24 protein-coding genes and 1 pseudogene are annotated in these 25,533 nt (G+C 60.2%); 7 read left to right on the top strand and 18 right to left on the bottom strand.

All coding sequences use genetic code 11. From position 1 onward, the window contains the following. Nucleotides 1–5: 5 nt before the first annotated feature. Nucleotides 6–1,088, bottom strand: coding sequence for a 4-oxalomesaconate tautomerase (locus tag V7773_RS11205; protein WP_092344667.1), 1,083 nt, complete (start codon nt 1,086–1,088; stop codon nt 6–8). Between the two features lie 167 nt (nt 1,089–1,255). Here V7773_RS11205 and V7773_RS11210 point away from each other — a divergent pair, with 167 nt between their 5' ends. After that, complete coding sequence (locus V7773_RS11210; RefSeq protein WP_003200706.1) at nt 1,256–2,146, top strand: LysR family transcriptional regulator; 891 nt, start codon at nt 1,256–1,258, stop codon at nt 2,144–2,146. On the opposite strand, the gene V7773_RS11215 is transcribed toward V7773_RS11210, so the two are convergent. Continuing rightward, the gene (locus V7773_RS11215; protein ID WP_442963476.1) at nt 2,071–3,456 is read right to left on the bottom strand and encodes an MFS transporter; all 1,386 of its coding nucleotides are present in this window, start codon (nt 3,454–3,456) and stop codon (nt 2,071–2,073) included. The two genes, V7773_RS11210 and V7773_RS11215, sit on opposite strands and share 76 nt — an antisense overlap. 126 nt (nt 3,457–3,582) lie before the next feature. On the opposite strand from V7773_RS11215, the gene V7773_RS11220 reads away from it, so the two are divergent. After that, nucleotides 3,583–4,038: a winged helix-turn-helix transcriptional regulator gene (locus V7773_RS11220; protein WP_336073409.1), complete on the top strand. Its 456-nt coding sequence runs from the start codon at nt 3,583–3,585 to the stop codon at nt 4,036–4,038. A 291-nt stretch (nt 4,039–4,329) separates the two neighbouring features. Here V7773_RS11220 and V7773_RS11225 read toward each other — a convergent pair. Continuing rightward, a pseudogene (locus tag V7773_RS11225) lies at nt 4,330–4,593 on the bottom strand (LysE family transporter); the annotation flags it as partial. A 30-nt stretch (nt 4,594–4,623) separates the two neighbouring features. Then, nucleotides 4,624–4,893: a YceK/YidQ family lipoprotein gene (locus V7773_RS11230; protein WP_028236548.1), complete on the bottom strand. Its 270-nt coding sequence runs from the start codon at nt 4,891–4,893 to the stop codon at nt 4,624–4,626. A 211-nt stretch (nt 4,894–5,104) separates the two neighbouring features. Here V7773_RS11230 and V7773_RS11235 point away from each other — a divergent pair, with 211 nt between their 5' ends. Next, a complete protein-coding gene (locus tag V7773_RS11235) occupies nt 5,105–5,746 on the top strand; it encodes a LysE family translocator (RefSeq protein WP_003200689.1) in 642 nt (213 codons plus the stop codon). Between the two features lie 288 nt (nt 5,747–6,034). Beyond that, nucleotides 6,035–7,255, top strand: a complete 1,221-nt coding sequence (locus V7773_RS11240; protein WP_336073410.1) for a multidrug effflux MFS transporter — start codon at nt 6,035–6,037, stop codon at nt 7,253–7,255. 44 nt (nt 7,256–7,299) lie between these two features. On the opposite strand, the gene V7773_RS11245 is transcribed toward V7773_RS11240, so the two are convergent. From V7773_RS11245 to V7773_RS11275, 7 genes are all read right to left on the bottom strand, one after another. Further along, the gene (locus tag V7773_RS11245; RefSeq protein ID WP_336073494.1) at nt 7,300–8,505 is read right to left on the bottom strand and encodes a DSD1 family PLP-dependent enzyme; all 1,206 of its coding nucleotides are present in this window, start codon (nt 8,503–8,505) and stop codon (nt 7,300–7,302) included. A gap of 185 nt (nt 8,506–8,690) precedes the next feature. Further along, nucleotides 8,691–9,575: an alpha/beta fold hydrolase gene (locus V7773_RS11250; protein WP_336073411.1), complete on the bottom strand. Its 885-nt coding sequence runs from the start codon at nt 9,573–9,575 to the stop codon at nt 8,691–8,693. After that, nucleotides 9,562–10,467: a DMT family transporter gene (locus V7773_RS11255; protein ID WP_092142176.1), complete on the bottom strand. Its 906-nt coding sequence runs from the start codon at nt 10,465–10,467 to the stop codon at nt 9,562–9,564. The genes V7773_RS11250 and V7773_RS11255 overlap by 14 nt, the downstream gene beginning before the upstream one ends. A gap of 5 nt (nt 10,468–10,472) precedes the next feature. After that, nucleotides 10,473–11,084 (bottom strand): flavodoxin family protein, encoded by a 612-nt coding sequence (locus tag V7773_RS11260; protein WP_336073412.1) that lies wholly within the window; start codon nt 11,082–11,084, stop codon nt 10,473–10,475. Between the two features lie 3 nt (nt 11,085–11,087). Further along, nucleotides 11,088–11,771 carry an iron-containing redox enzyme family protein gene (locus V7773_RS11265; protein WP_063321722.1) on the bottom strand — a complete coding sequence of 228 codons (684 nt, stop codon included), beginning with the start codon at nt 11,769–11,771 and terminating at the stop codon, nt 11,088–11,090. Nucleotide 11,772: 1 nt separating this feature from the next. Beyond that, a complete protein-coding gene (locus V7773_RS11270; RefSeq protein WP_003200646.1) occupies nt 11,773–12,318 on the bottom strand; it encodes a hypothetical protein in 546 nt (181 codons plus the stop codon). Nucleotides 12,319–12,326: 8 nt separating this feature from the next. Continuing rightward, nucleotides 12,327–13,679 (bottom strand): phenylacetate--CoA ligase family protein, encoded by a 1,353-nt coding sequence (locus V7773_RS11275; protein WP_092142179.1) that lies wholly within the window; start codon nt 13,677–13,679, stop codon nt 12,327–12,329. Between the two features lie 639 nt (nt 13,680–14,318). On the opposite strand from V7773_RS11275, the gene V7773_RS11280 reads away from it, so the two are divergent. The 3 genes from V7773_RS11280 to V7773_RS11290 all read left to right on the top strand — a co-directional run bounded on the left by V7773_RS11280 (nt 14,319) and on the right by V7773_RS11290 (nt 17,262). Further along, nucleotides 14,319–15,800 (top strand): anthranilate synthase component I family protein, encoded by a 1,482-nt coding sequence (locus V7773_RS11280; protein ID WP_336073495.1) that lies wholly within the window; start codon nt 14,319–14,321, stop codon nt 15,798–15,800. Beyond that, the gene (locus tag V7773_RS11285; protein WP_063321726.1) at nt 15,797–16,381 is read left to right on the top strand and encodes an anthranilate synthase component II; all 585 of its coding nucleotides are present in this window, start codon (nt 15,797–15,799) and stop codon (nt 16,379–16,381) included. Before V7773_RS11280 ends, V7773_RS11285 begins: the two co-directional genes overlap by 4 nt. An 80-nt stretch (nt 16,382–16,461) precedes the next feature. After that, on the top strand, nt 16,462–17,262 hold the full coding sequence (locus V7773_RS11290) for an autoinducer binding domain-containing protein (RefSeq protein WP_072339179.1): 801 nt from the start codon (nt 16,462–16,464) through the stop codon (nt 17,260–17,262). A gap of 286 nt (nt 17,263–17,548) precedes the next feature. Here the strand turns inward: V7773_RS11290 and V7773_RS11295 are convergent, their stop codons facing one another. From V7773_RS11295 to V7773_RS11325, 7 genes are all read right to left on the bottom strand, one after another. Further along, entirely contained in the window at nt 17,549–18,817 is a 1,269-nt protein-coding gene (locus V7773_RS11295) for an alpha/beta fold hydrolase (protein WP_336073414.1), read from the bottom strand. Beyond that, a complete protein-coding gene (locus V7773_RS11300) occupies nt 18,814–19,797 on the bottom strand; it encodes an alpha/beta hydrolase fold domain-containing protein (RefSeq protein ID WP_336073415.1) in 984 nt (327 codons plus the stop codon). Before V7773_RS11300 ends, V7773_RS11295 begins: the two co-directional genes overlap by 4 nt. Further along, complete coding sequence (locus V7773_RS11305) at nt 19,794–20,120, bottom strand: DUF4387 family protein (protein WP_092344649.1); 327 nt, start codon at nt 20,118–20,120, stop codon at nt 19,794–19,796. Before V7773_RS11305 ends, V7773_RS11300 begins: the two co-directional genes overlap by 4 nt. 1 nt (nt 20,121) lies before the next feature. Then, the gene (locus V7773_RS11310) at nt 20,122–21,489 is read right to left on the bottom strand and encodes an acyclic terpene utilization AtuA family protein (protein ID WP_336073416.1); all 1,368 of its coding nucleotides are present in this window, start codon (nt 21,487–21,489) and stop codon (nt 20,122–20,124) included. Continuing rightward, a complete protein-coding gene (locus tag V7773_RS11315) occupies nt 21,486–22,514 on the bottom strand; it encodes a phosphoglycerate dehydrogenase (RefSeq protein ID WP_336073417.1) in 1,029 nt (342 codons plus the stop codon). The genes V7773_RS11310 and V7773_RS11315 overlap by 4 nt, the downstream gene beginning before the upstream one ends. A 28-nt stretch (nt 22,515–22,542) precedes the next feature. Beyond that, on the bottom strand, nt 22,543–23,940 hold the full coding sequence (locus V7773_RS11320) for an OprD family outer membrane porin (RefSeq protein ID WP_336073419.1): 1,398 nt from the start codon (nt 23,938–23,940) through the stop codon (nt 22,543–22,545). A gap of 84 nt (nt 23,941–24,024) precedes the next feature. After that, entirely contained in the window at nt 24,025–25,314 is a 1,290-nt protein-coding gene (locus V7773_RS11325; RefSeq protein ID WP_336073498.1) for a CitMHS family transporter, read from the bottom strand. Nucleotides 25,315–25,533 lie beyond the last annotated feature (219 nt).

The raw sequence follows: 25,533 nt of genomic DNA on the forward strand, positions 1-25,533 counted from the left end.
CTAGGCTATCCGGCCAACCGTTGGGACGCAGTGGCGTAGACGTAACCTGAGAAAAGCCGGCGCGCGGTACGCACCACCGAGGCCCGGATGGTCTCACCCTTTTCACCGGTGTAGGACAGTACGACATCGATACCGCCGCTTGGGTGCTCAATCCGAACCTGTTGCAAGCGCGGCTCGCTGACGGTGCGAAGCAACTGTGCGACGACGCTGCCTTCGGTCACACAGGCGGTGGCCAAGCCTATGGAGCCGGTGATTGCCAGGGCGCGGTGACAGTTATGCGGCATGAAATAACGCACCTGGACCGTCCCGCCAGACTTGGCCGGAGACACCAGCACCGGTTTGGGAATGACCTTGTCACTGACATCACCCAAGCCCATGGCCAGGCCGGCTTTCAGACGCAGGGACTCCAGCCGCTGCAGGAAGGCTTTATCGGCGTCCAGCTCAGCGGGGCTTTCATCGCCGCGCTTGCCGAGCTGACTGGCTTGAACGATCACCATCGGCATCGCCATGTCGATGCAGGTCACCGGGATACCGTCGATCAGGTCCTGGGTCTGCCCGGTCGGGAAGAGTTTCCCCGTCTTGCTGCCCGCCGCATCGAGAAACGTCAACTGTACCGGAGCGGCTGTGCCAGGCACGCCGTCGATGGCGGTGTCGCCTTCATAGCTGACCTTGCCTTCCGGGGTTTGCACGTGGGCATTCACGAAAGTCCCGGTGTTGAGGTTGCGAATACGCACCCGGGTCAGATCGCCGGAAGGCTTGACCAGCCCCTGCTCGATGGCAAAGGGGCCGACGGCGCAGAGCATGTTGCCGCAGTTGGGGGCGGTATCGACCCGACGCTGGGAAACCATGACCTGGACGAACAAATAATCGACATCCGCGTCAGGGTGCAGCGATGGGCTGACGATCGCCACTTTGCTGGTTTGTGGGCTGCCGCCACCGATACCGTCGATTTCCAGCTCGTGGCCGGAGCCCATCAGGTTGAGCAGCAACTCGTCACGTTCGGCAATGGCGACCGGCAGATCCCAGGCGAGAAACACCGGGCCTTTGGACGTACCGCCGCGCATTAGCACACAAGGAATTCGCTGCATGATCACTAACTCTTGTTGATCAATCTGGATAATTGATGCTCTGGACACAAGAGTGGCAAAGTTTGAAAAGTGTTTCCAATGCAAAGATCAGAGAGATTATTGCGTTTCGCAAATGAATTATTTTACGATGATTCGCACTGCGCATCCCCTCCCCGGTGAGGTAGAACATGGAATATGAGCTCCAGGACATACGATCTTTCGTGAAAATTGCCGAATTGGGCAGTTTCCACGAAGCCGCCGATGCACTGCACCTGTCACAACCGGCCCTGAGTCGACGGATGAAAAAACTCGAAGAGGGTCTGGGCACCGCTTTGCTCGATCGCACGACACGAAAGGTCAGCCTGACGAGTGTCGGCCGTGATTTCCTGCCCAAGGCGCGGCGGCTGCTGGATGATTTCGATGACTCGATTCTCAACATCCGCGAGCTGGCGGAGCGGCAGATCGGCCGGGTGACCTTGGCGTGCATCCCCACGGCGGCGTTCTATTTCCTGCCTTCGGTGATTCGCCTCTATAACGAGCGCTACCCGAAAATCCGCATCCGCCTGCTCGACCTCAGCGCCAACGAAGGACTCGAAGCGGTACTGCGTGGTGAAGCCGACTTCGGCATCAACATGATGAGCGGCCAGCACCCGGACATCGAGTTCGTACCCCTGGTCAACGAACCCTTTGTGCTGGCCTGCCGGCGCGATCATGAACTGGCTGAACGCAGTGCGGTTACCTGGTCGGAACTCAGTGATTATCGGCTGATCGGCGTCGGTCGCCTGAGCGGCAACCGCATGCTGCTGGACCATGCACTGTCGGGCCTGAGCTGGCGCCCGCAGTGGTTTTACGAAGTGCAGCACTTGTCGACGTCGCTGGGACTGGTCGAGGCTGGCCTCGGCGTGTCGGCGATGCCCAGCCTGGCGATGCCGGCCGGGGATCATCCAACGCTGGTCAGCGTGCCGCTGATCGAGCCGGTGGTAAACCGCTCGCTGGGCCTGGTCTACCGCCGGGGCGCATCGCTTTCCCCGGCTGCGGAGAAGTTTGTCTCGATCCTGCTTGAGCAGTGGCCGCAATGAAGCGAGAGCCTCCACACCGCCAGCGCGGCGAAGCTGATCAAGGCGCCTAGCAGGCTGACCGCCATCCAGCCCCACAGCGCATAAACCTGGGTCGCGGCCGCCGCGCCCAGTGCGCTGCCCACCGAGTAGAAGCACATATAAGCACCGACCATGCGACTTTGGGCGTCGGGCCGTGCAGCGAAGATCAAGCTCTGATTAGTGACATGCACGGCTTGTACCGCGAAGTCGAGCAATACCACGCCGCACACCAGTGCGATCAGGGAGGTCTCGGTAAACGTGATGGGCAGCCAGGAGAGCATCAGCAGCCCCAGCGACCAGCCGGTAACGCGTTGTCCGAAGCCTTGATCCGCCCACCGGCCGGCCCTTCTGGCTGCCAGGGCCCCGGCGACGCCGGCCAGGCCAAACAGGCCGATGGCCGTGTGTGAAAGCGCCAGCGGCGCGGCGCTCAGCGGCAGCACCATGGCGGTCCATAACACCGAAAACGCGGCAAAGATCAGCAAGGCCAGCAGCCCCCTGATCCGTAGCACCGGCTCGGTCATGAACAGTTTGAACAGCGACCGGATAAGCGCCAGGTAAGGCTGCCGGTCTGGTGACGACACGGCGGCAGGCACCACCGCCCAAAACACCGCCGCGATGGTCAGCATCAATCCCGCGGAAACGAAATAAACCCCGCGCCAGCCCGCCAGATCGGCGATCACTCCAGAGGTAAACCGCGCCAGCAGAATACCCAGGACAACGCCGCTGGTGACGGTTCCCACGGCCTGCCCCCGCTGGGAGGGCGTGGACAGCACGGCGGCATAGGCCACCAGCACTTGGACAACCACCGCCAGCAAGCCCATCACGATCATCGCCCCCAGCAAAGCCAACCAATGCTGGGCTGCACCGACGGCCGCCAGCACAAGCGCGGACAACACCAATTGCGCGCAAACCAGTCGTTTACGGTTGCCCCTGTCCCCCAGCGGGACGATGAACAGTAACCCCAGCGCGTAACCCACCTGAGTGGCCGTCACCACCACCCCGATCAATCCTGGCGCGACGCCCAGGCTCTCGGCCATTGAAGCGAGCAAAGGCTGGGCGAAGTAGACATTGGCGACGGCCAGTGCGCAGGTCACGGAAAACAATAACGTGAGCGCCGGCGAAAGCCCCGGGCACTGCTGCTCATTCAAAGAACCTGTGGCGAGGGAGCTTGCTCCCGCTGGGCTGCGAAGCGGCCCCTTCCGTGAGCGCTTCGCACTCAAGCGGGAGCAAGCTCCCTCGCCCCCCTGTTTGTCCGAAGGCTGCTGGGTGAAACAGTCGACATCGGCTGTCATGCGCTTCTCCTTGGCGCTAAACTGGTTTCAATTAAAAACCTGAGTGGATTGTTGCTCGATCAGGTTTCAATTTGCAACCACAGACATCGACCGGACTTGCGATCCTTTTTTCAGAAGGTCAATAAAATGGAAAACGCTTCACAAAACAGCGAATGCCCGGTAGCCAGGACACTGAACGTGATTGGCGATCGCTGGTCGCTCATGATCATCCGTGACGCATTCGATGACATTCGCCGCTTCAGCGAATTTCAGAAGAGCCTGGGCGTGGCCAAGAACATTCTGGCTTCGCGACTCAAAGCGTTGGTCGAGGCCGGTGTGTTAGACATTCGACCCGCATCCGATGGAAGCGCCTACAAGGAGTACGTCCTGACGGACAAAGGCCGGGAAATCTTTCCGGTCGTGGTCAGCCTGCGACAGTGGGGCGAACGCTTCCTGTTCGAGCCAGGAGAAACGCGTTCCGTGCTGCTGGACAATACGTCCGGGCAGGCGCTCATGCCGATGGATGTTCGTTCCTCAAACGGTCAGAAACTCGAACCGGCCGATTGCCACAGGGTGAGGCTCATTGCCGACAACCCGACGTGATATTGATCGTCCCTATCCCTTCAGCACCAGAGGCATATCCGCGTACCTGGCGCACATGAAATCGACAAATGCGCGAACCTTCGGTGCAGCAAGACGTAGGAATGCAACCGGTGACGCTCTGCGTCACATCCAGAAGCGGAACGCGGAGCGTCCCTGGCGACATTCCCACGCAGGAGCGTGGGAACGATCAACCGCTAGTGCGGTACAGTCACTTCGTCCAGCGCCAGGTCGGTCAGCGGAAGACCAACCTGGCGTATAACGACGAAGGCTTGCTCCAGCAACGGCTACTCGCTAAACCAGCTGGCGAACCCCCAGAGACAAGATCAAACCACCACACAGTCGATCAATTGCTTTTTTCCTACCTTGATAGGCACAAGCAATCCTGGGCTGCGAAAGCATAATTGCGACCATTCCATACCAAGCCATTGAAACCACCACGACAACTGCCAGCATCGACAAAAACGTGCCTGGCGAAACGTGGGCGGGAGCCGCGGCTGAAAAAACAGCGGCATTGAAAGCCATGGACTTGGGGTTGCCAATGTTGGTGACCCGGCCAGGCGCATTCAACCGGTCGAGGCACTCCCCCTACTCCTCGGCAGGCCTCATATGAAAAATCGTATAAGGCAGGATCAGCGTATCGGCGACGATGCTAAACGGAAGGTCGACGACTGCAAACGGTGCCAGCGCGCGTGAATACACGTCGTTGTCATTCGTCGAGGCCTTGATGATCTCGATGTCGGTCGCCGCACCGCAGTAAGGATGGCGACCGCAGAGCTGTCCCATGCCAAAGGTCTCGTTGGCCGTGGCGCATCCGCCCAGCAGCGCCATCGTCAAAGCCATTAATACGATCCGCATGACGCGCCCCTCCCCAGGAAAGGCCGGACTGTAGCATTAAAGCCGCCCCAACGGCTCAGTGCCCAAGGCAAGGCCCCAGCAGGGTCGCGAACCACTCGATGGACACCCCGAGGGCGGCTGCATCGATAGAAACGTTATGGCGGCTGTATTCAGACAACCCCAGGTTCTCCTGTAGGATGCACATCCTCTCAATCAGTCGCGAATGTGAACAATGGAACTGCACTCAATTCTCGCCTTTACCCTGGTCGCGGCCATCGCCATCGCCAGTCCTGGACCGGCCACCTTGATGGCGATCAATAACAGCCTGGCCTACGGGCCGCGTTACGCGGTGTGGTCGTCGGTGGGCAACGCCAGCGGGCTGTTCTGCTTGTCGGCCGCCGCGATGCTGGGTCTCGGCGCGTTGCTCGCCAGCTCCGAATGGCTGTTCAACGCCGTGAAAGTCCTGGGGGCGGGTTATCTGTTCTACCTGGGCGCCAGGCAGTTGTTCAAAAAGAGCCCGATACTCGCGCAGGATGTGCAAGCCGATGGCAAGACCAGCAAGCCATCGCGTTCAAAGCTATACAAGTCGGCCTTTCTGACAGCCATCACCAACCCCAAGGCGACGATGTTCTTCACCGCCCTGTTCCCGCAATTCATCGACCAGAGCGCCGCACTGCTGCCGCAGTTTCTGCTCCTTACCTCGATATTCGCCGGTTTGTCGCTGGTTTCCTTGAGCCTGTATGCCGCCATTGCGGCCCAGGCCAAAGGCGTACTGAAACGGCCAGCGTTTTCCGTGTGGATCAGCAGGCTGGTCGGCTCGACGTTCATCGGCTTCGGCGCGGCCATTCTGGCGATGCGTCGACCGGCCGTTTGAGACATCTTTCGATCCGGACCTACCAAATACCGAGGTCACGACGCTTGAAAAGCGTCGACCTCACACCCTCCCCATCCGCTCTCCCTCGTTCCTACTTATAGGCAACAGTGAAATCCTGCCTGCGCACTCCAGATATTTAACTTGACGCAAGAGATTACGATCATCATATTCATGAAAATATTATGAGCGTCATGTGTAAGTCTCCATCACTGCACCGAGCTCGCGAACCACAGTCTTGGCGTTTGGCATCAATGCCTTTGCCCGCCAACCAAGCCTAGGAGAGGATGTATGGAAGCCAGAACTTCATTGGCGATTACCGCTACGCAACCGCACGCTTCCACACAACCATTGACCGGCAAAGTCGTGGCGCTGCTTGCAGGCCTGGCGGCGATCAGCATGCTGTCCACCAACATCATCCTCCCGGCGTTCGCGGAGATCGGCAAAGACCTGGGCGTAACCGCTCGCGAGCTCGGCCTGACGCTGTCCAGCTTCTTCATCACGTTCGCCTTGGGCCAGCTGGTGGTCGGGCCGCTGGCCGACCGCTACGGGCGCCAGAAACTGGTGCTCGGCGGCCTTTCAGTGTTCGTGGTCGGCACCGTCATCGCCGGCCTTGCCACCACCCTTGATGTGCTGATCGCCGGACGCGTCGTCCAGGCGTTGGGCGTGTGCGCAGCCTCGGTGCTGTCGCGCGCCATCGCACGGGATCTGTTCGAAGGCGAGACCCTGGCCCGCGCCCTGTCGCTGACGATGATCGCCACTGCCGCGGCGCCGGGTTTTTCGCCGCTGGCCGGCAGCGTCCTGTCCGTCACGCTCGGCTGGCGCGCCATCTTCATCCTGGTGGGACTGGCCGCCGTGGTGCTGGCCTTTTTCTACGTACGCGACCTCGGAGAAACCCATCCCGCCGATCGCCGGGCGCCGCACTCGGCCAAGAGCGTGGTGCTCGCCTATGGCAGATTGGCGCTGGACAAGCGCTTCATCCTCCCTGCCCTTTCAATGAGCCTGCTGATGAGCGGCCTGTTCGCCTCCTTCGCGGCGGCGCCCGCCATCCTGATGCAAGGTATTGGCCTGACCTCGTTGCAAACCGGCCTGTATTTCGCCGCTACGGTATTCGTCGTGTTCGCAGCCGGCATGGCGGCCCCGCGCCTGGCGCATCGTCATGGCGCCCGAATCGCCACACTCGTGGGCATTGCCTGTGCCATGGCCGGCGGCGGCCTGCTGCTCGTCGGCCCAGCCGCGCCTGGTCTTGGGTGGTATGCCCTCTCGATGATCACCTTCCTGTGGGGCATGGGCCTGGCCAATCCGCTGGGCACGGCAATCACCATGGGGCCTTTCGGCAAGGAAGCCGGGATGGCCTCCGCATTGCTGGGTTTTCTCTCCATGGGTGCGGCTGCCCTGACCACCTGGCTGGCCTCGGTCTTGAGCTTCGCGCCGGTCACGACGCTGGGTGGGATTCAGACGATGGCCTGCCTGGTGGCGCTGGTGCTGTTTCTGTTGCGGGGGCGTCTTTGAGGACGCTTTCTCGGCCAAGCCAAAAGCTCGCCTCCCTGCGCCAATCAGTACACCGCCCAGGTTTCAACAATCTTCCCACCGCGCACGGCCAGCAAATCACCAAATTGCAGCAGCACGGATTCAGTCTGGGTCGGCCGTAAAAACACCTGGTCCTCCACGTTCAACCCTACGGCCAGGGAGCCGTTGACCATTTCCTGATTGGAGCTGCGACCATAGAGCTCATTGCTTTGCAGCCCCTTGGGTGACTCGAACTCGGCCATCCAGTTACCGCCGTAGAGAAAGAATGTTGCACGCTGGTTAGGGTCCCACCAGGAGAACAATCGGGACTTGTCATCCAGGGCTGGGAAATTGACGGGGCCAGTGCTCTTTAGCACCGGCGTTGCGATAAAGGCCGCCGGCACATGCTCGACCAGCGATGGCAGGTCGTAATGGGTCGGCTTGAGAAACGCCGTTCCCACCGAAACCTCGCTGCTCAAGCGTTCCTGCTCATGTATACCGTAGCTGGGGCTACCGGCGGTATTGAGCGTGAGCCCTTCGTGCCAAAGCGCAGGGAAGTGTTCACGCAGGTAATTCACATGGCCGTTGTAAATGACCATCACCTTGTCGAACAACGCCTGGGACGAAGCGAGGACCCTGGGCACGCCCATGCCGACAAACGGGTCATACCCCATGAAGCCTGAAAATTCGAGCTGCTGCGGATGCGCACTGATCAGCGTCAGCATCTCGCCGAGCACCGCGTGGTCAGCGACTCCGCCACGGTGCAGGCCGACATCCAGCTCGATATTGACCCGCATCCGGATGCCCAGGCCTTGCGCCAATGCCAGGTAATCCATCAGCCGCCGGGGGGTATCGAGCAGCCATTGCAGTTGCCTGGAAGGGTCGAAGGCGCCCTTGTGGGTTTGGTAAAACACCTCGGCCGAGCGTACCGGCAAAGGCTTGCCGAGCAAGATGTCAGCATCGGGAAAGGTCACCGCGTCGTGATTGAGAAACGGTTGATGAAACGACATCAGTCGCCGGGTATCGGTACGTTTGGCGATGTACGCCAACAGTCCCGGTGATGGCAGGGATTTCTCCACCAGACGCAAATGTTTACCGGCGCGTGTAACGGATTGCGTGACCACATCGATATTGTGATCGAGCAGGTCCAGGTCAATCAGCATCACGGGGCGCATCGGCCCATGGCGCTTGAGCTCCTGGTTCAACGCGCGGAAGTACTCGTTGTAGGGGCTGCCCCGATCGCTCGGACGCAACAGCGCCCCCGCCCCGACCATCAATGCGCCCACTCCGGCGGTGCCGAGCATAAAGGTTCTACGATTCATCAGGACGCTCCCTCTGCGTGCGCAGTCAGGTGCACGTTACGGCAGCGCTACCCGACTGTTGAGGCTATGGGAGGTCAGAAAGGGGACTTTGGCGGCCAGGCTTTGATCGAATCCGGCTAGACCCTGGACGTTGCAATGAACCCTGTGATGGCCGCCACCACCTCGGCGCCCCGTTCAAGATAGGGCACATGGCCGGCGTCCTCGATGAACTCGCCGCGTGCATCGGGCAGTTGCTGGAGCAGGTTGTCCAGGGTCGCCGGCAAGAATACCTGGTCATGCCGGCCCCAGATCACCAGCGTCTTGGCAGCGATCTGTGGCAACCGTTCGAGCAGCACGTCCAGGCCTTCGCGACGGAAATCCTCGACGACCCGCTGCACCGCGGCAAACCTCGACTTGCCGCTGGCCGCCATGGCCTGGGCCAAGCGCCCTCCTACCTCGGGCGGCGCCTGGAACACCAGGCTCCAGAAGCGCTTCATCTCTTCGATCGTACGATAGCCAAACACCGTGCCCGCCCCTTGCAGGCTGGCTTTCAACGTGGGGCCTAGCGCTTGCTCGCCCAGACCGGCAGGCGCCAGCAAGACCAAGTGACTGACACGCTGCGGGTGTTTGGCGGCATACAGGCCGGCCACGCACCCGCCCAAAGAGCTGCCGACCAGCACGAAGGGACCCTCGACGAGTGTATCCAGCAAGCCTTCGAGTTCCGCCAGCATTGCCAGGGGACCAAAGCCGGCACCCGCCTCGTACACGGATTGGCCATGCCCCGGCAAGTCGACGAAAACGCAGTGGTGATGGCGCGCCATGCCCAGCATCGCAGGCCCCCACTGATCCTTGCTGGCACCCAAGCCATGGAGCATGACCAGCGTCGTCCGCTGTTGCCGTGCAGGGCTTTGCAGATAGGCCAGGCGTCCATGCTTACCGGTGTGCCAGCGCAGTTTCAAACCGAACTGCCAGCGGTGGACCAGGCGCAAAGTGCCGAGCAGCAATCGATCAACGCGGTTCATCCGCCACTCCTTGCCCTTTGCTACCGGCCTTGAGAAAGAATCTTGCCGGCAGGCGCAGTTGGCATAGCGCCACGCCTGACAGCGTCAACACGGCGCCGATCACCAGGCGCTGGCTGAAACCTTCGGCGAGCATGACCTGGCTGACAGCGATCGCGAACACCGGCACCAGAAGCAGGTACGGGCTCAGTTGCTGCATCGAGTTGCGACCGAGTAACCAGAACCACAGACCGAACCCCAGCAGACCACCACTGAGTGCGGTGTAGAGCACCGCCCACCACGCCTGGGCGCTGGCCGTGTAGACGCGCGTCCATTGCTCGCCTTCCTGGACGAACGACCATAGCAACAGTTGCGGTGCGGCGATGACCGCGGTCCAGGCACTCAAGGCCAGCGGATCCAGTGGCCCGAGACGCTTGGTCAACACTGACCCGGCAGCGAATGCCAAGGCCGCCAGCGCCACCAGCAACATGCCGATGAACGTCCCGCCCGCCGATGGCGTAGCCAATAGCACCAGGACACCGGCGAACGCCAGCACGATGCCCGCCAGGAGCCGCAGTTTCAGGACTTCCCCCAATAACGCGAATGCCAGGACGAGGGTAAACGGTGCCGCCAATTGATAAATGATCGCCGAGGTAGAGGCGTCTACCCGAGCGATACCGCAATACAGCAAACCGAAATGCAAGGTCCCGGTAATCGTGGCGATCAGGGCCACGGACGCAAACTGCTCACGCTTGACGCGTTTGAGCAGCGGCAGGAGAAACAGCGCCATGATCGCGTAGCGCATGGCGACCATGAGGATAGGCGGCAACTCGGCGCCGCCGATTTTCACTGCAGTGACCTGCGCGCCCCAGAGAAACGCGACCAGTAACGCGAGCAATGAGTCTTTCAATGGCATGACAGTTATCCCTTCTGAAATTGAATGGGCCGCAGGATTCTTTCCGGCTTGCCTGTCGCAAGTACTGGGGGGTTAAGTCGACAGTGATGCTCGCAGAGCCGGTCCAATGTCTCGCGCAGGGCCTGTTCCGCTTCAGGATCGTGGGCCAGTTGAGTCTGGAAGCACGGCGGAAATCCCGAGCCGACCAGAATCATTTTGTTGAGCAGCACATTCAGCGCGACCTGGGAGAAAACCGCCGTGTGTCCATAGCGTCGGCCGACGACCGCAATTGCCGCGAGTTTGTCGCGCAGCGGACGCTCCCGAGGCCGCAGGAAACCATAGCCGACTCGCTCCAGAAACGCCTGGAAGCGACTGTTGGTGCCGTAGGCATGCATGACGGGGAGATAGAGCACCGCATCGGCGCGGTCCAGCCGCGCCACCAACTGCCCGACGTCGTCCTGCACTTGGCAGTCCTGGTCGGAACAGGCGTTGTCGGCGTCGCAGTAGTCGATCCGGTAATCCTTGAGCCAGATATCATCGACCGCGACCTCCTCGCCCAAGTGGCGGCGCACCAGCGCCACCACCCGTGCACTGACACCACAAGGTCGGCTTGACCCGACAATGATGATCAGATTCATGACTCAGGACGCCTCCCGCAACCCTTCTTCGCCAGCCAGGTAGGCGCGCAAAGCCTCTTCCATCAACTGTCCGGTCAGCCAGAGCGTGACGCGTGCCACTTCCTTGATCTGACGACGATCTGCTTCGGTCTTCACCGCACGCTGCATCGCCATACGCACTTCCTCGGCGTGCTTCTCGTCGATGGTCGAATGGGCGACGAAGAAGGTCATCTGCTCATCCTTCAAGCCCAGGTCGGCACGGAACCGTTCCAGGATCGGTTGGATGTGCTCGTAGACGTCTTCGGCCCAGTAGCTGTAGCCCAGGCGAGCGATCGGCCCCTTGCGGATGGCCACATCGTTGAGAAAGGCGATCAGTGCCTGGGTCGGCGCCAGGGGCGCCGGCATGGCTTGCGGCAACAGCCCGACCGACTCTAGGTCACGCAACACCATGCGCTCGTGGCCCAGCTCTTCCAAGGCGTGCTTGTAGACGAAGCGCAACAGCGTCGTTTCCTCTGGATCGGCACTGAAGGCGCAGGCGGCCTGGTTCACCGAGTTGTAGCGGGTGTAGTGGTAGACCTGCAGCATGAGCTGTTGGTAGAGGGCTGGCGGCGTTGGGTTGTCCAGGCTGAATTTCCAGTAGGCGCCCTGCTTGATCTGGGCCCAGCCCGCGTCGACGATAGCGTCGAGTTCCTTGAAGAATGCTTGCATTTCAATTGGCTCCTTTAACATTGAGGTAAACACTTTCGAGTTCCAGGTAGACGAGGCTGTAGCGCCGCTCGACCTGTTCCCCGGTCCAGGTAACGTCATCCACCAGCACGCGCCCACCCAGGCCGACATAGAGCGCAGCCAATTGGCCGCGGCACAGTGCCGAGATGAATCGCAGGTGAGTGTTGGCTTTCAGCCAAATGGCCGCTTGCAGGAGAAACATGCGCAGGTGCCGACCACCGCGGTATCGCTCGTCCAGCACCAGGCGATTGGCATCGAAGGCATCCGTCGATTGTTCGAAATAGGCCTGCACGTCGACCGCTCGCTCGACGAAGCTCAGGCCATGACCCAGCGGCGTGACGCGCAACGTCCCGACCACTTCGTCCTTGTCCAGGTAGACCAGGTGATAGGACAAGGCGTCGCGCACCTGCTCCCTTCGCTCGAAGTCGTCCTCCCGTGCCGGGTTGGTCCCCAGGTAGCGACTCCTGAGTTGCCTGACGGACTCGAATAGTTCATTGGCGTTGTCAATCACGCGAACAGACAGGCTCATCGCTGACCTCACTGGCCTTGACGCTGATCGACGATGCGCGCTTCTTTCCAACTGAACCAACTGCCAAGGTTCACATGCTCGGCCAGATCGCCCACCACCATGACCGTGGCATCGACCCCCAGCCGTTCGCGCAGGCGCTCCTTGATCAGCAGCACCAGACGTCCACGATCGCCTTCGAAGAAGCGCGACATTTCCAACTTGGCGATGACGGTGTCGCGATCATTGGCGCGACTGAGGATGATCTGGTAACCAAGGCATTGTTCGACGCCTTCAAGCAGCGCCTGCTCGATCTGTGCGGCCGAAAAGGCGCGATCGTTCAGTTGCACGGCATCCTTCACCCGGCCGACGACCTTGACGGTCTGGCGCATCGATTGCGCATAGCCGGGGCGCGACTGGATCGAAACCAGATCACCCGTGCGGTAGCGAATCAACGGCTTGCTGCCGGGAATCAGCATGGTCACGCACAACTCACCGTCGCCGGTGCAGCCCAGGCTTTCCCCGGACTTGGGATCGAGCACCTCGATGATGTAGTTGAGGCGATGCGGCACCAACTGGTCGTTGGCGTTGCAGGCCGCGATGATCATCGCTTCCTGGGAGCCATACAGGCTGTTGTAGGCCTGCGCGCCCCACAGGCTGTAGAGGTTGTTCTTCAACGCAGGGGTGCACAGCTCGCCGCTCATCATGAACGCGCGCAGGGCGAAGTCCTCGCGTGGGTTCAAGCCTTGGCGCTCGGCTTCCTTGGCCATGGCCAGCAAGAGCCCCGGCGCCGATGCGAGCACGCCGATCCGCAGGTCCTTGAGCAGTTGCAGTGCCTTGGGCCAACCGATCACCGGTGAGTGCGGCCAGATCTTGGCATTGCACAGGTCGAGCTGGGTGCAGACATCGCCCAGGGTGTCACCGAAGGAATGGACCTCGGTAGGTCCCATGATGCCGACCACGGTCTTTTCGCCCGGGAAATGCTTTTCGATCACGGCCTGGTAGGCCATGGCCAGTTGGCGATTGCTCGCGTAGCTCTCCTTGCGGTCCCGCGGGCATGGCGTGGCGGGCCCGGTGGTCCCCGTGGTCTCGTAATAGAAGATGCTGTCTTCCAGCGGGCCGGACAAGATGTCGAAGCCTGCTTCGCGCAGATCATCCTTGGTCGTGAATGGCAAGGTGGCGAGGTCATCCAAGGTCAGCGAACGCTCGTCGACCTGGGCAAGGTGCCTGGAATAGAACGGCGAGGACCGCTTCACGTGGCCGACCACTTCCCGCAACTGTGCCTGGTGCCAGGCCGCCAGCTCGGTGTCGCTGAGGACGTCGGTCCAATAGGCATGATGAATCGGATCGTACCGCTTCTTGAATGTCTCTAAATGCTCTTTCATTTCAGCCGCTCAGGTTTGATGGGTTACTGGAACTCAACGGCCGCTACGTTAGTAACAGAACTTATAAATACCCAGCTGAGCTATCTCGCAGTTGTGCGCGCACGAGTTTCTTGTTAAAAGCACGCGCGGCTACATACGCGCAGGGATAGCTCTGTCGACATTCAGAAATGAATGAAAGATTAATATGCCCTCAGCAGTTGACACGCCCCAGGGCACGCTGGTAATTTCGCCGCACTGCCAATTATTCCCGCAGTGCTTAGCCAAGACTGGGATGTCTAAAAATGTACTATCACCTTTCTGCTATCAGTTCCTCCCACAGCTATCCCGACAGCTGTTCCCGGGCCATTCTGGCCATCTTCAAAAGCAATATCTGGCGTCGCTAATCTAGCGAAGACCGGAGCCTGTCTGCTGCCTGCCAGCAACGTCCTGATCTTTCCCCTCTGAAATCGAAGGCGCTCGCGTCTTGTGTCCTGCGCAACAATTGGCTGCAATCCATTGCAAGCTTTTTAGTGCGCGCGACATGAACAGCGTCCGTCCCGTCTATTCAGAATATCCGTCAACACGTATTTAAAGTGCCTGCGCGCTTTATATTCCCGTGGCGCTCTCTTAATCGAGCGCCTGAATCGTTACACCTTGAATATGGTATTAACCGTGAATAAAAATTTAATTGGCGTGAATGTTCTTCGCCGTGAAGAACGTCGACCTACGGATGCACTTGGCATATATGCAAATGCACTGGAACAACTCGGTCGCGAGTCTGTTTTCATTCTTGAATCACTGTCCGGCCCAAGCCGTGATCGCCGGGCGACGATCATCGGGCTCGAACCGCTTTTCGAAGTGTGCATCGATGAGGGCCAGGCCCAACTGCGAGGCTGCGCCGCCCTGTGTGAACATTTGTCCGCCAGCCTGCGGCAAGCGGGCATGCAGGTCGATCCGGAACACAAGATCCATCTACCCGACAGCGAGGCTGCGTGGAACCTGCTCCGGGCGATCCAGGCAACGTTCCAACCGGCATCCAATGCCCCTTCCAGCCTGGCCTTCTTCGGCTATTTCTCCTACGACTGCGTTCGCCTGATCGAGCGACTTCCCGATCTGGCCAAACAGACCTACGACTACCCGCTCATTGCCCTGTCGGTCTATCAGACCCTGGTTTATTTCCACAGCAATGGCATCGTCGAAACCCTGATCAATAACCACGATCTCTGGTCGCCCCGCACGTTGGAGGACTACCCCTTCCTGAACACAACCCCGGCATCCGAGGCGCTGGCCCCGCTACCGTACCCCGAGGGCTTCGAGGAAGAGCGCACGGTGACCCCGGAGCAATTCGTCGAGCGTGTCGAAGTGGCGATGGAGCACATCCGCGCCGGCGACGTCTACCAGATCCAGCTCGGTCATGAGATTCGCATCCGCTCGCAGGTTTCGCCGTTCGATGTGTACCAGAACCTGCGCCTGCGCAACCCTTCCCCCTACATGTACCTGGCCCACGTAGGCGGCATCGACTTGATCGGCGCCAGCCCCGAGCTGTTCGTCAGGATCAAGGACGACTTGATCGAGATGCGCCCGATCGCCGGCACCGTGGGCAAGAAGCCTGGCGTCGATCCGACTCAGTTGGTCCTGGAGCTGACCCGCTCCGAGAAGGAGCGCGCCGAACACCTGATGCTCATCGACCTGTGTCGCAACGATATCGGTCGCGTGTGCCAGGCCGGCTCGCTGGAGGTCGATGAGTTCATGCTGGTGGAAGAGTACTCGCACCTCTACCACATGGTGTCGAACGTTCGCGGCCTGCTGCGCCCGGGCCTGGATGCCTACGACGTGATCAAGGCCTCGTTCCCTGCGGGCACCATGTCCGGCGCGCCCAAGGTCAGGGCGATGGAGCTGATCGAAGGGATGGAAAGCAACCGCCGGGGCATTTATGCCGGGGCCCTGGGCCTGGTCGGTTTCGATGGCAGCGTCAACACCGCATTGTGCATTCGCTCGACGGTCTTCGATGAGGGTACGTACCACTTGCGTGCATCCGCCGGAGTGGTGGCCGATTCGGTGCCAGAGCTTGAGTGGAAAGAGACGCTGTACAAGATGGGTTCCGTCTATCGGGCAGTGACCGGCCAGGAGATCGCACTGTGAAAGTATTCTTGATCGACGCCTATGACAGCTTCGTCTTCATCATCAGCCAATACCTGGAACAACTGGGGCTGGAAACCCACGTCGAGCGTCACGACGTACCGGACCTCATCCAGCGCATTGAAGCGTTCTCGCCGGATTTCTGCGTGCTGGGCCCTGGGCCTGGTCATCCGGCCGATGTGGGCTACATCGAAGTGATCAGGCACTTTCAGGGACGCCTGCCGCTGCTGGGTGTGTGCCTGGGTCACCAGGCCATCGGCCTGGCCTTCGGTGCCCAGGTTTGCCGGGCTCCACACGTGATGCACGGCAAGGTGAGCACGATCGAGAACGACGGCAAGGGCGTCTATGACCACACCCAGGCACAGGCGATTCGGGCGACCCGCTACCACTCGTTGATGATCAGCGAGCAGCCATTACCCGACTGCCTGGAGATCACGTCCAGATCCACGGACGACGGCTATGTCATGGGCGTGCGCCATCGCCACCTGCCGGTAGAAGGCGTGCAGTTCCACCCTGAAAGCATCCTCACCGAAAACGGCCTGGACCTGTTCCGCAGCTTCATCCGGTGTCACGTGCACAAGTGATCCATCCGGAAGGGGCATGCGCCCCTTCCTTCCCCGTACTGCGACTGCGTCATTCCTGCTACAACGAGAGCGATCCGTTTATGGACAAACACCACTCCCCCGCCTGCGGCCGGACCCAGGCCGAGCGTGCCGCTACGCTGGCCGCCTTCACGAGCCTCGCCAAGGATGCCAACCGTTGCGATTGGGAGCGCCTGCTGAACAAAGTGCTGCGCCAACTCGGCTTCGGCAGCTACCTCATCAGCCTCGGGCCGGCAACGCCGAGGGATACCGACCCTCTCGCTGGCCTGATTACCACCTTTCCCAAACGCTGGTTGGAACACTACCGCTGTGACGGATTGATCGAGATCGACCCGATACTCAGGCACTGTCGACGCGAGCTGGTGCCGCTTTTCTGGGACAGCGAACGACGGCGCGCCCGGGGACGCTCCCGGCATTTCTGGGAGCAACGCGAGCTACACGGCCTGCGCAGCGGCGTGAGCATCCCACTGCGCTACGAAATGCTCAGGGGAACCTTGAGCGTGGCCTTCGACGACACACAGATCACCGAACAGAAAGGGTTTTCCAACCCTGCCGTCTACCAACTGTTCATGCTCATCCCCTACCTGCTCGCCGGGATACGACATCAATTGCAACGGCCTGCCCAACCGCGCCAGGACCTGACGCCCAAGGAAATGGACTGCCTGTACTGGGCCAGCGAAGGCAAGACCACCTGGGAAATCAGCCACATCCTGACCTGCTCCGAACGCACCATCGACTTCCACCTGCTCAATGCGCGACGCAAGCTGGGCTCGGTAAGCCGCCAACAGGCCGTCAGTGCTGCGGTGGCTTGTGGGTTGGTCATGCCGACCGTTATCTCGCCGACTTACCGGTGCCAGAAATGAGCACAAAAGAGCGCGCTACGACAGTCCATCCTCAGGGATAACCTGATGGCATCTTCGAGTCAGCGATGGCAATCATCCGACCGGCAGCGCAGGCCCGTGTGCAGCCGGGCAGCCAGTTCATACCCGATGCCTGCAGCATTCGCCTCGGGTATCCATCGCCTCTTATGTCAGGTCGGGCCATGCCCGGATCAATGTGGGAGCTTTCTCGCGATGAGGCCATCCCAGCCGACGCCTCATCGCCTGACCCGCCGCCATTGCGAGCAAGCTCGCTCCCATTGGGATGCACTCAATCGTCGTTAAATGGCGCTTCTGCATCCCTTTCACCCGGCGGACCGGGCCGTTGCAAAGCCGAGCAATTCGCGCCATGGCCCGGCCCCTCGAGCTGGGCCCCGACGAAGGCAAATGCATCGTCCAATGAACCAAGCAGCACCCCGTCATGGCCCAGGCCTTCATAAGTCCGCCAGGTGACTTGATTACCAGCGGCACACAACGCCGCCGCGACCGCATACTGCCGCACGGGCGTGATCGTTTGATCGGCCTGGCCGGTGGCAATGAATAACGGGAAGGCAATCGACGCCTGTGGCATGTCGGTCGTTGGGATGCGCGCAGCATCCAACGCCTCGGGGGCAATGGTCAAAAGCTCGGCAAGCGAACCTACCTGCAACGCTTTGGATTTGAGCGCAATGTCACGGGTACAGCCCTGCCGGGCGACACTCAGCAGTTCAAGACCTTTGGCCGTCAGGATCTCCTCTATCCGTGGCCCCTCCTCGCGCAAGCCACCGGACGCCAATGCCAGGAACACCGTATTGGAATGCCGAGGCGGCAGCGCAATGGGGCCATGGGGAAATGTGCTGTTCGGGGCCGTAAGTACTGCGCCCCGGATAGAAAGCTCCGGTGCGTAGCGACCGGCAAGAATCGCCGCGCCCAACGCCGCCCCTCCCCCCTGGGATTGCCCGGCCAGGATCGTGTAAGGGGCAATCAGGCCCGGCCTGATCGAACGGGCAGCGCGAATCGAGTCCAGAACAGAGCGTCCCTCGGCCTGCCAGAACGTATAGGGATGCGGCCCTGGCCCTCCCAAACCTTGATAATCGGTGGCGACAACCGCGAAGCCGTGCGCCAGCCAACGATTGATGTACGCCGCATCACGGTCGCGCCATCCAGTCCAGGACGGCGCGCAGGCATCGGCAATCCCCAGCGTACCGTGGGCCCAGGCCAACAGCGGCCAGCCTTGCGCCGGTGGACTTCCCCTTGGCAGGTACAACGCCCCGCTGACCGGAACGAGCCCGGAGTGCCAGCGCTCGTCGGTTGAGCTGTAGAGCAGGCGCAAAGCCTGCGCGGCCGCGGGCAGCTGCGGTTGCACCGCCAGCGTCTCGCTTCGCAGCAAGGCACCGGGCAACGCGGGCATTGCCTCAGGCCAGCGGTAAAACGCCGACAGCGTTCCGTCTCCCGCGTCTGGGCCAACGGGAAGCGTGCCGGTCGCCAGGGCATTGGCCGCCATAACGACGAATGAGCCGATGCAAATTCGTGCAAAGCCCGCGATTCGAAACAGGTTCATGGGCAGTTCACCTGAGCGAAAAGTGCCTTGCGCAAAGCGCTGCCCTGCGCAGCAATGACATTGCCCACGACAGGGGCCACCTCATTGAATCGGATAAATCCGTGGGTCATGTTCGCGAGCACTTGCAGGCTCGTCGCCACACCCGCGCTTCCCAGTCGGCTCGCCAGTTCACGGTTTTCATCCAGTAACGGGTCCAGTTCGCCAACCACCAATCGCACGGGTGGCAGGCCGGCCAAGTCAGCGATGATCGGCTGCACCCGCCAGTCATCCTCGTCATTGAGCAGGTAATTCGCCCAGTAGGCGCCCATGGTCTCGACCGACAGATTCTGCCCCCCGTACCCACCCAACCTTTGCCACGAATCAGAGCTCATGTCGCGCGAGTAGCTGCCGTAGAACAGCAACAACTGCTGCAGCACATCAAATCCCGCATCGCGTAAGGCAATCGCAGCCCCCAAGGCCAGGTTGGCACCCGCCGAATCCCCGCCCAGGGCATAACCGCGTACAGGACAATCGGTGATCGCGCCCAGCTTGATGACCCGGCTGACAATCGACACCACCTCGTTGAACGCCACCGGAAAATGATGTTCCGGCGACAGCGCATAGTCGATGGACAGCACCGCCAGGCCACTGTCGCGCACCAGCTGGCGCAGCGGCGCGTCCCAGCCGGCGAGCGAACCGTGGCGAAATCCACCGCCATGGCAATAGAACATCAAGCAAGGCGTCTCATCGCCCTCCGGCCAATAGAGCTTGCAGGGCACCGTTCGGCCATCGACGGCAAACCCCAAGGTGCGCTCATAGGACAGCGACACGCTGCGGTGTGCCGCCCAGGCATTGATCCGTTCCAGTTGCACCCGGACACTTTGCACATCCCCATGAACAATCGGCAGCAGCCCCTGTTCGCGCAGCATCGTAGCCACGGCCACCAGATCAGGGTGAACCGGCGGAGGTGAATCCGCCGACAGGCATTCAATGCGACTCATGGCCGATCGTCCTCACCGGTTCCTAGCGCGTCGAGCAGGATGAATGCCCATTGAGCCCCATGCATGTCGCGGTCCTGCAAGGCGCCCTGTACCACAGGACGCGGCAGGCTGATCTTGATCACGCTCAGCGCCTCGATGGGGAAAACGCTGATCGACTGCGCAGGCCTGCGGAACAGCTCGGCAATCGCTGGTGCTTGCAACTTTGGCTCCGCTGCCAGTTGCGCGAAGGTGTCCGAGTCCTTGCAGAACACATCAATGGTCAGGGAAAACGGCCCGGCGTTCTTGGAGCGGATCTCATAACCCAATGTTTGCAGAGTGTTCATCTCACACGCCCTCGACTGTCTTGATAACAAACCGGAAAGGTGCCAACGGATCCGCCACGACCATCACATGACTGAGCACGAACTCATGCACCACGCCCCGGTCCATCGAGGCCGGCGAGAAAGGAAACGCGTGGGTGGGCAGGTCTTTGTCGCCGGGCAACGGAAAGTGCAGCAGGTAAGGATTGAGCAACGCGACCATGTCCTGGGTGCGCTCGGCGGTCGCCGACGTCGCGATTGCCATGACGCCGATTTCCACGGGGGTGCCCACCCGTGATTCAAGCGCTCCCAAGGCTGAATTCTTGCCGATGGCGCGGAACTGCAAGTCATAGTCATCGGCACCGATGCCCAGGTGTTTTTCGATTCGCTGACGCATGACCGAATCCAGATAGGCAAGCCACTCATCGAAGCGCTCCACGTACTCCGGATCACGGACAATACTCATGACCACCGATTGAAAGCCGCACGGCGCCGCCCCCTCCAACTTGACGGTGTAGTCTTCGCTTGGCGTCCAGACCGAACCTTCGACCCGCACGGTCTGTTCGTCCAACGCGGTGTAGACCGCCCCCTCCACGTGCAGTACGCCACCGGGCTCGACGAGTACGTAGGGGTTGCTGTTTTCATACAGCATGTGGGCCATGACCGAACTTGGGGTAAGCCGGGCGTCCTCGCCGATGGCCTTGATGGTGAATCCCGTGTCGTCAATCGCGGCCATTACCACCGCGTTGGCGGGCGTCGTCGTGCAGGACGCGCCGCACTCCAGGATCTTTCCGGCATGCCACGCGGCGCCCTGATGGGCCCCGCGCAAGATCGGCAGCGAAGCCATCACCGCCGTGTCGGTGGAACGACCCGCCAGGATGATATCAGCGCCCTCTTCAAGCGCATGAATGAAAGGCTCCACACCCATCAGCGCGACAATTCGCGAGCAGCGTTCGACCAGGGCCTCGTCGATGTGATCCAGTTGCAAAGGCCTGATGCGCCCCTGCGCCAACGCTTGTTTCACGACGCTTGCCGGTTGTTCGCTGTAAAGGCTTGCGATGCGCACGGCCTGACCGAGTTCGACGGCGATTTCCTCGCACAGGCTGCGCATCAAGTCGACGCCTGCGTCGGAGCCACAGGTGCCGCAACTGCCGATGATCAGCGGGATGCCCAATTGCGCCCGCGCCTGCATGAACACGCGCAACTCGGCCCGCAGTATCGAGGCCGAAGCCTTGGTCGTGCCGGTGCCCAGGTAATGAGGACCGGAGTCGGTAGACCCCGCGTCCATTGCAATCACGTCCGGTCGTTCCAGCAGCGCCTGGTCAAACGCCGCCCGTGGGAAACCGGTGCCAATGGCGCCCGTTGGCGTCAGCACCTTAATCGGGGTATTCATGGATTCTCCTTCAAGCCTGTAGAGCGACGTCCGTCAGCGATGACGCAATGGCCAGGCGGGCTACGCCCCTCCAGAACGGCCACCGCACATTGAGCGGCAATCAGATTGGTACGATTGAGCCCCTCGACCGTGGAGGCGCCGACATGGGGCGTCACGATCACGTTGGGGAGGTGGATGAGTTGTTCGGTCACGACCGAAAGCACTGGATCCGACTCGCTTTCGAATACGTCGAGCCCTGCCCCGGCCAACTGATTTTCCCGCAGGGCCCACAGCAGATCCGCCTCACGCACCAGCCCACCCCTCGCGGTATTGATCAGCACCGCGGAGGGTTTCATCCGCTTCAACGCACGGCTATCGATCAGCCCGTGAGTGTGGGGGTTGAGCGGTGCATGAAGGGTGATGAAATCGCTTTCCTCGAGCAGCGTTTCCAGATCGACAAAGCAACTTCGAGGGAGGCCGTCAACCTGTGCGCTGTCTGGATGAGGGGTGTAGATCAGCGGCTTCACTTCGAACCCGGACAAGCGCTGCAGCACGCCCCGGCCAATCCGGCCCAAGCCGACCACGCCAACGGTCTTGCGGTACAGATCGCCTCCCAAGGGAATCGACCAGTCATTGGCCGACAACCCCGACTGGCAGCGTTTGAGCTGGCGGCACACGGCGAGCATCAACGCAACGGTGTGGTCAGCGACGCTTGCATCGTTGCCGCCGATAGCGATGGTCGCCACCTTCCCCGCTGCAGCCACTGCTGCAGTATCGACCCGCTCGTAACCCACGCCACGACGGGCAATGACTTGCAGACGCGGGAGCGCGCTTAACAGGCTCGATGTGACATTCGCGTGCCCAACGATCCAGCCGTCGGCGTCTGCCAGGAGATCGATCAACTGGCGTTCGCTCAGGTCTCCATCCGCTTGCCCCTGGGCCAGTTGCGCAATGACAACGTCGCAGCCATGGTTCTCTAGGAAGTGTACGGTTTCTGGATCGAAGAACCGCTGCGTAACCACTATGGTGTGGCGGGATTTAAACATCACTGGCCTCTCGATATATATCCGGCAATCAAAATGCGTAATCCAGGTACACCCGCGCTTCCGAGCCAGTCACGACGTTGTCGGGTTGAGCGGACACCAGGGCGACAAAGTCCTGGTCGATTCGGTAATCGATATAAATCAAACCCACGGAAAGGCCGGAATACTCCTTTTCGTCGAAACGATAATAGAGACGGTATTCGTTTTGCCGTTCGCGCACGTCAGTGCGTCGGCCACTAAAAGGGTCGGTAGCGTCAAACTCGCCTTGTTTGTAAATGGTCATGACTTTAAAACCGTCCAGCGAAGCCCCTAATAACGAATGCCCGCTCAAGTCATACTCGGCCCCTAGTTGCCAGGTTCGCTCGCCGTCGTTATTAAAATCGTTTCCAGAACGAGTCCAGGCATCCATCTTGCCATCGACGTTATCGCCATGATCGAAATAGGCGTATCCCAATTGCCCGTTGGTCAACTCGGCTTTTGTCTCGGAAAATGAAACGCCCAAGCGAAGTTTATCGAACAACAAACCCACATTGATGTTCAGCCACTTCGCGTCATCGTCATAAGCGGCTTGGCCGGCCTGCCAATCGCGCGTCCAGATTCGCCCGGCCTTTTCAAACTCATAATATTGAGCGTCCAATACAATGCCGGCTTTATCGCCGAGAGGTGCTTTCAGCGTCAGTCCATAACGGGTGTTCTCATTGAAGTCCCGCGATACACCATGGTCGTAACTCAGCTCGATGGCCTTCAAATCGTATTTGACGCCATAGGTGTACAGGTCCTTTATTTCCTCGCCAGACTGGCTCTGCAGGTGTTCGAAGTCTTCCCGGTCCCGAGGCGATGTGCGGTTGATGTAAGCGGTTTCAAACCCCAGCGTACCGGGAAGCGGGCCGATGCCCATCTCGGTAAAATTCAGGTGAGCCCGGCCTCCTTGATAGGATCCCGGAACGATCCGAGTGTCGAGGGTGACCAATGTCCCCGCATCGAACCGGCCCCGGCCTATTTGCGAGTCGGCGTTCCAGCCGTCGCCCTCGTAACGCAACTTGAAGTAACTCTGACCGACTTTTGCGAAGCCGCCGTTGCTACCGTCGGTGTCGTCAAACAGGTCCCGACCATTGTCTTTGGAGTCGATCATCGCCACGCCATACAACGAGGCATCGAACCCTGCGACACCGGCCCAATAACTGGAGTTATAGTCCAGGATCGCCCCCACCCCTGTCCCGCCCAACTCGGAGCCGTCCGGAAAACCACCGAAACGATCTTCGATCAAATCGTTGGATATCCGCGTATTGATATACATCGATCGAAGATAAGCATTCAACTTACCTTCATGCTGAAACCTGTCCGGATTGCTGATGGTTGCCGAAAGACAAAGATCAGATACAAACAATGTCGACAGCAACGTCACCGCGACGGCGTTAATCGATTTCATCGACCACCTCATCTATTATTTTTATTTTGACGTGAGCAGACGCAACTTGGCGCCCGTGTAACTTCGGTGCAGTAAACTAATTGATCAGATAATTGCCCGTGTAATAACAGCCGTTACAATCAGGACAAGGCTGCTACCTATGGCCCAGAGCAGGCAGTATCGTTGCATATCACCCATATCGCGCTTGATGATCCCGCTAATGAGATAAACCGCGGCAACCAATGGGCTGAGTGCATGGACTGGCTGGCCCAGTACCGCCGCGCGGGCGATGTGCATGGGATCAATACCGTACTCGGCACCCGCCGCACCCAGCACCGGCAAGATGCCGAAGAAGAACGCGTCATTGGACAACAGGAAGTTCAGCGGCAAGGCCACCAGTGCGGTAATGATGCTGAAGTATTGTCCGCCACCGTCGGGAATCAGCTGGACAATTTTCCCTGACATGCCATCGATCATTCCGGTGCCTGACAAAATCCCTGTGAACGCACCTGACGCAAATATCAGAGCGATGACCATCAGCACACTTTCAGAGTGAGCCGCCACCCGAGCCTTCTGTTCCGACAAGCGCGGATAGTTGATCAGCAGGGCGAGGGAAAAACCCACCATCATCAGCATCGGCAAAGGTGCCAGCCCTGTCGCCATGGCGTACATAAGCCCAGCGGTGAGCGCCAGGTTGACCCAAAAAAGCTTCGGCCGCTGTGTTTCGGATTGTACGGTCGGCAAGGCGACCTCCTCCGGTGCAACGTCCCGGGTACCGGGCGTCCAGCCCAAGCGGCGCCGTTCCTTGCGGCCGATCCAGAACGCCACGACGAACGCATAGGCAAGCCCCGCGAACATGGCCGGTACCAGGCCCAGGAACATATCCGCCACATCAAGGTGAAGGGCACTGGCAGCGCGAGCGACCGGCCCTCCCCAGGGGATCAGGTTCACCACGGTATTGGTCAGCAGGAGCATCAACGCCAGAATGAGCGGGTTCATCCCGAGGCGCAGATAGAGCGGCAGGAACGCTGTCGTGACGATCAAGACCGTCGTCGCACCATCTCCGTCGAATGAGATAACAGTGGCCAACAGTGCGGTGCCCAGCACGACTCGAAGAGGATCATTGCCGACAAACCGCAGAATCCGCCGTACCGCAGGCTCAAAGAGCCCGGCGTCAAACATGATCGCGAAATACAGGATTGCAAACATCAACATCAGTGCGGTGGGCGCTACTTGCTTGACGCCGTCCATCACCATCCCACCCAGTTCCGGTCCCGCCCCACTGGCCAGCCCGAAAGCAACCGGAATGAGGATGAGTGCCGTCACAGCAGAAAGTCGTTTGCTTATGATCAGTGCCATAAACGTGACGACCATTGCGAAACCTAACCAAGCCATGCGTTTCACCTTTTCGTTTTTATTTTTATCGATGCCATCGAAAATCAATGTGAACAACTTTTGCGCCATCAAAATCTACATAGGGGGTGAAAGCCTGTAAATCTTGATTTTTTTTGTCAATATTCCCCCTCGACTGCGTCGGCCTGAACGAACAACTCAAAGCATAACTGGATGAAAATTTAATCCTTGTAGAGGTTGACGAAATTTCGGTATATCTAA

It is taken from the genome of Pseudomonas sp. 3JA, assembly GCF_036961705.1.
Classification (GTDB): domain Bacteria; phylum Pseudomonadota; class Gammaproteobacteria; order Pseudomonadales; family Pseudomonadaceae; genus Aquipseudomonas; species Aquipseudomonas fluorescens_Q.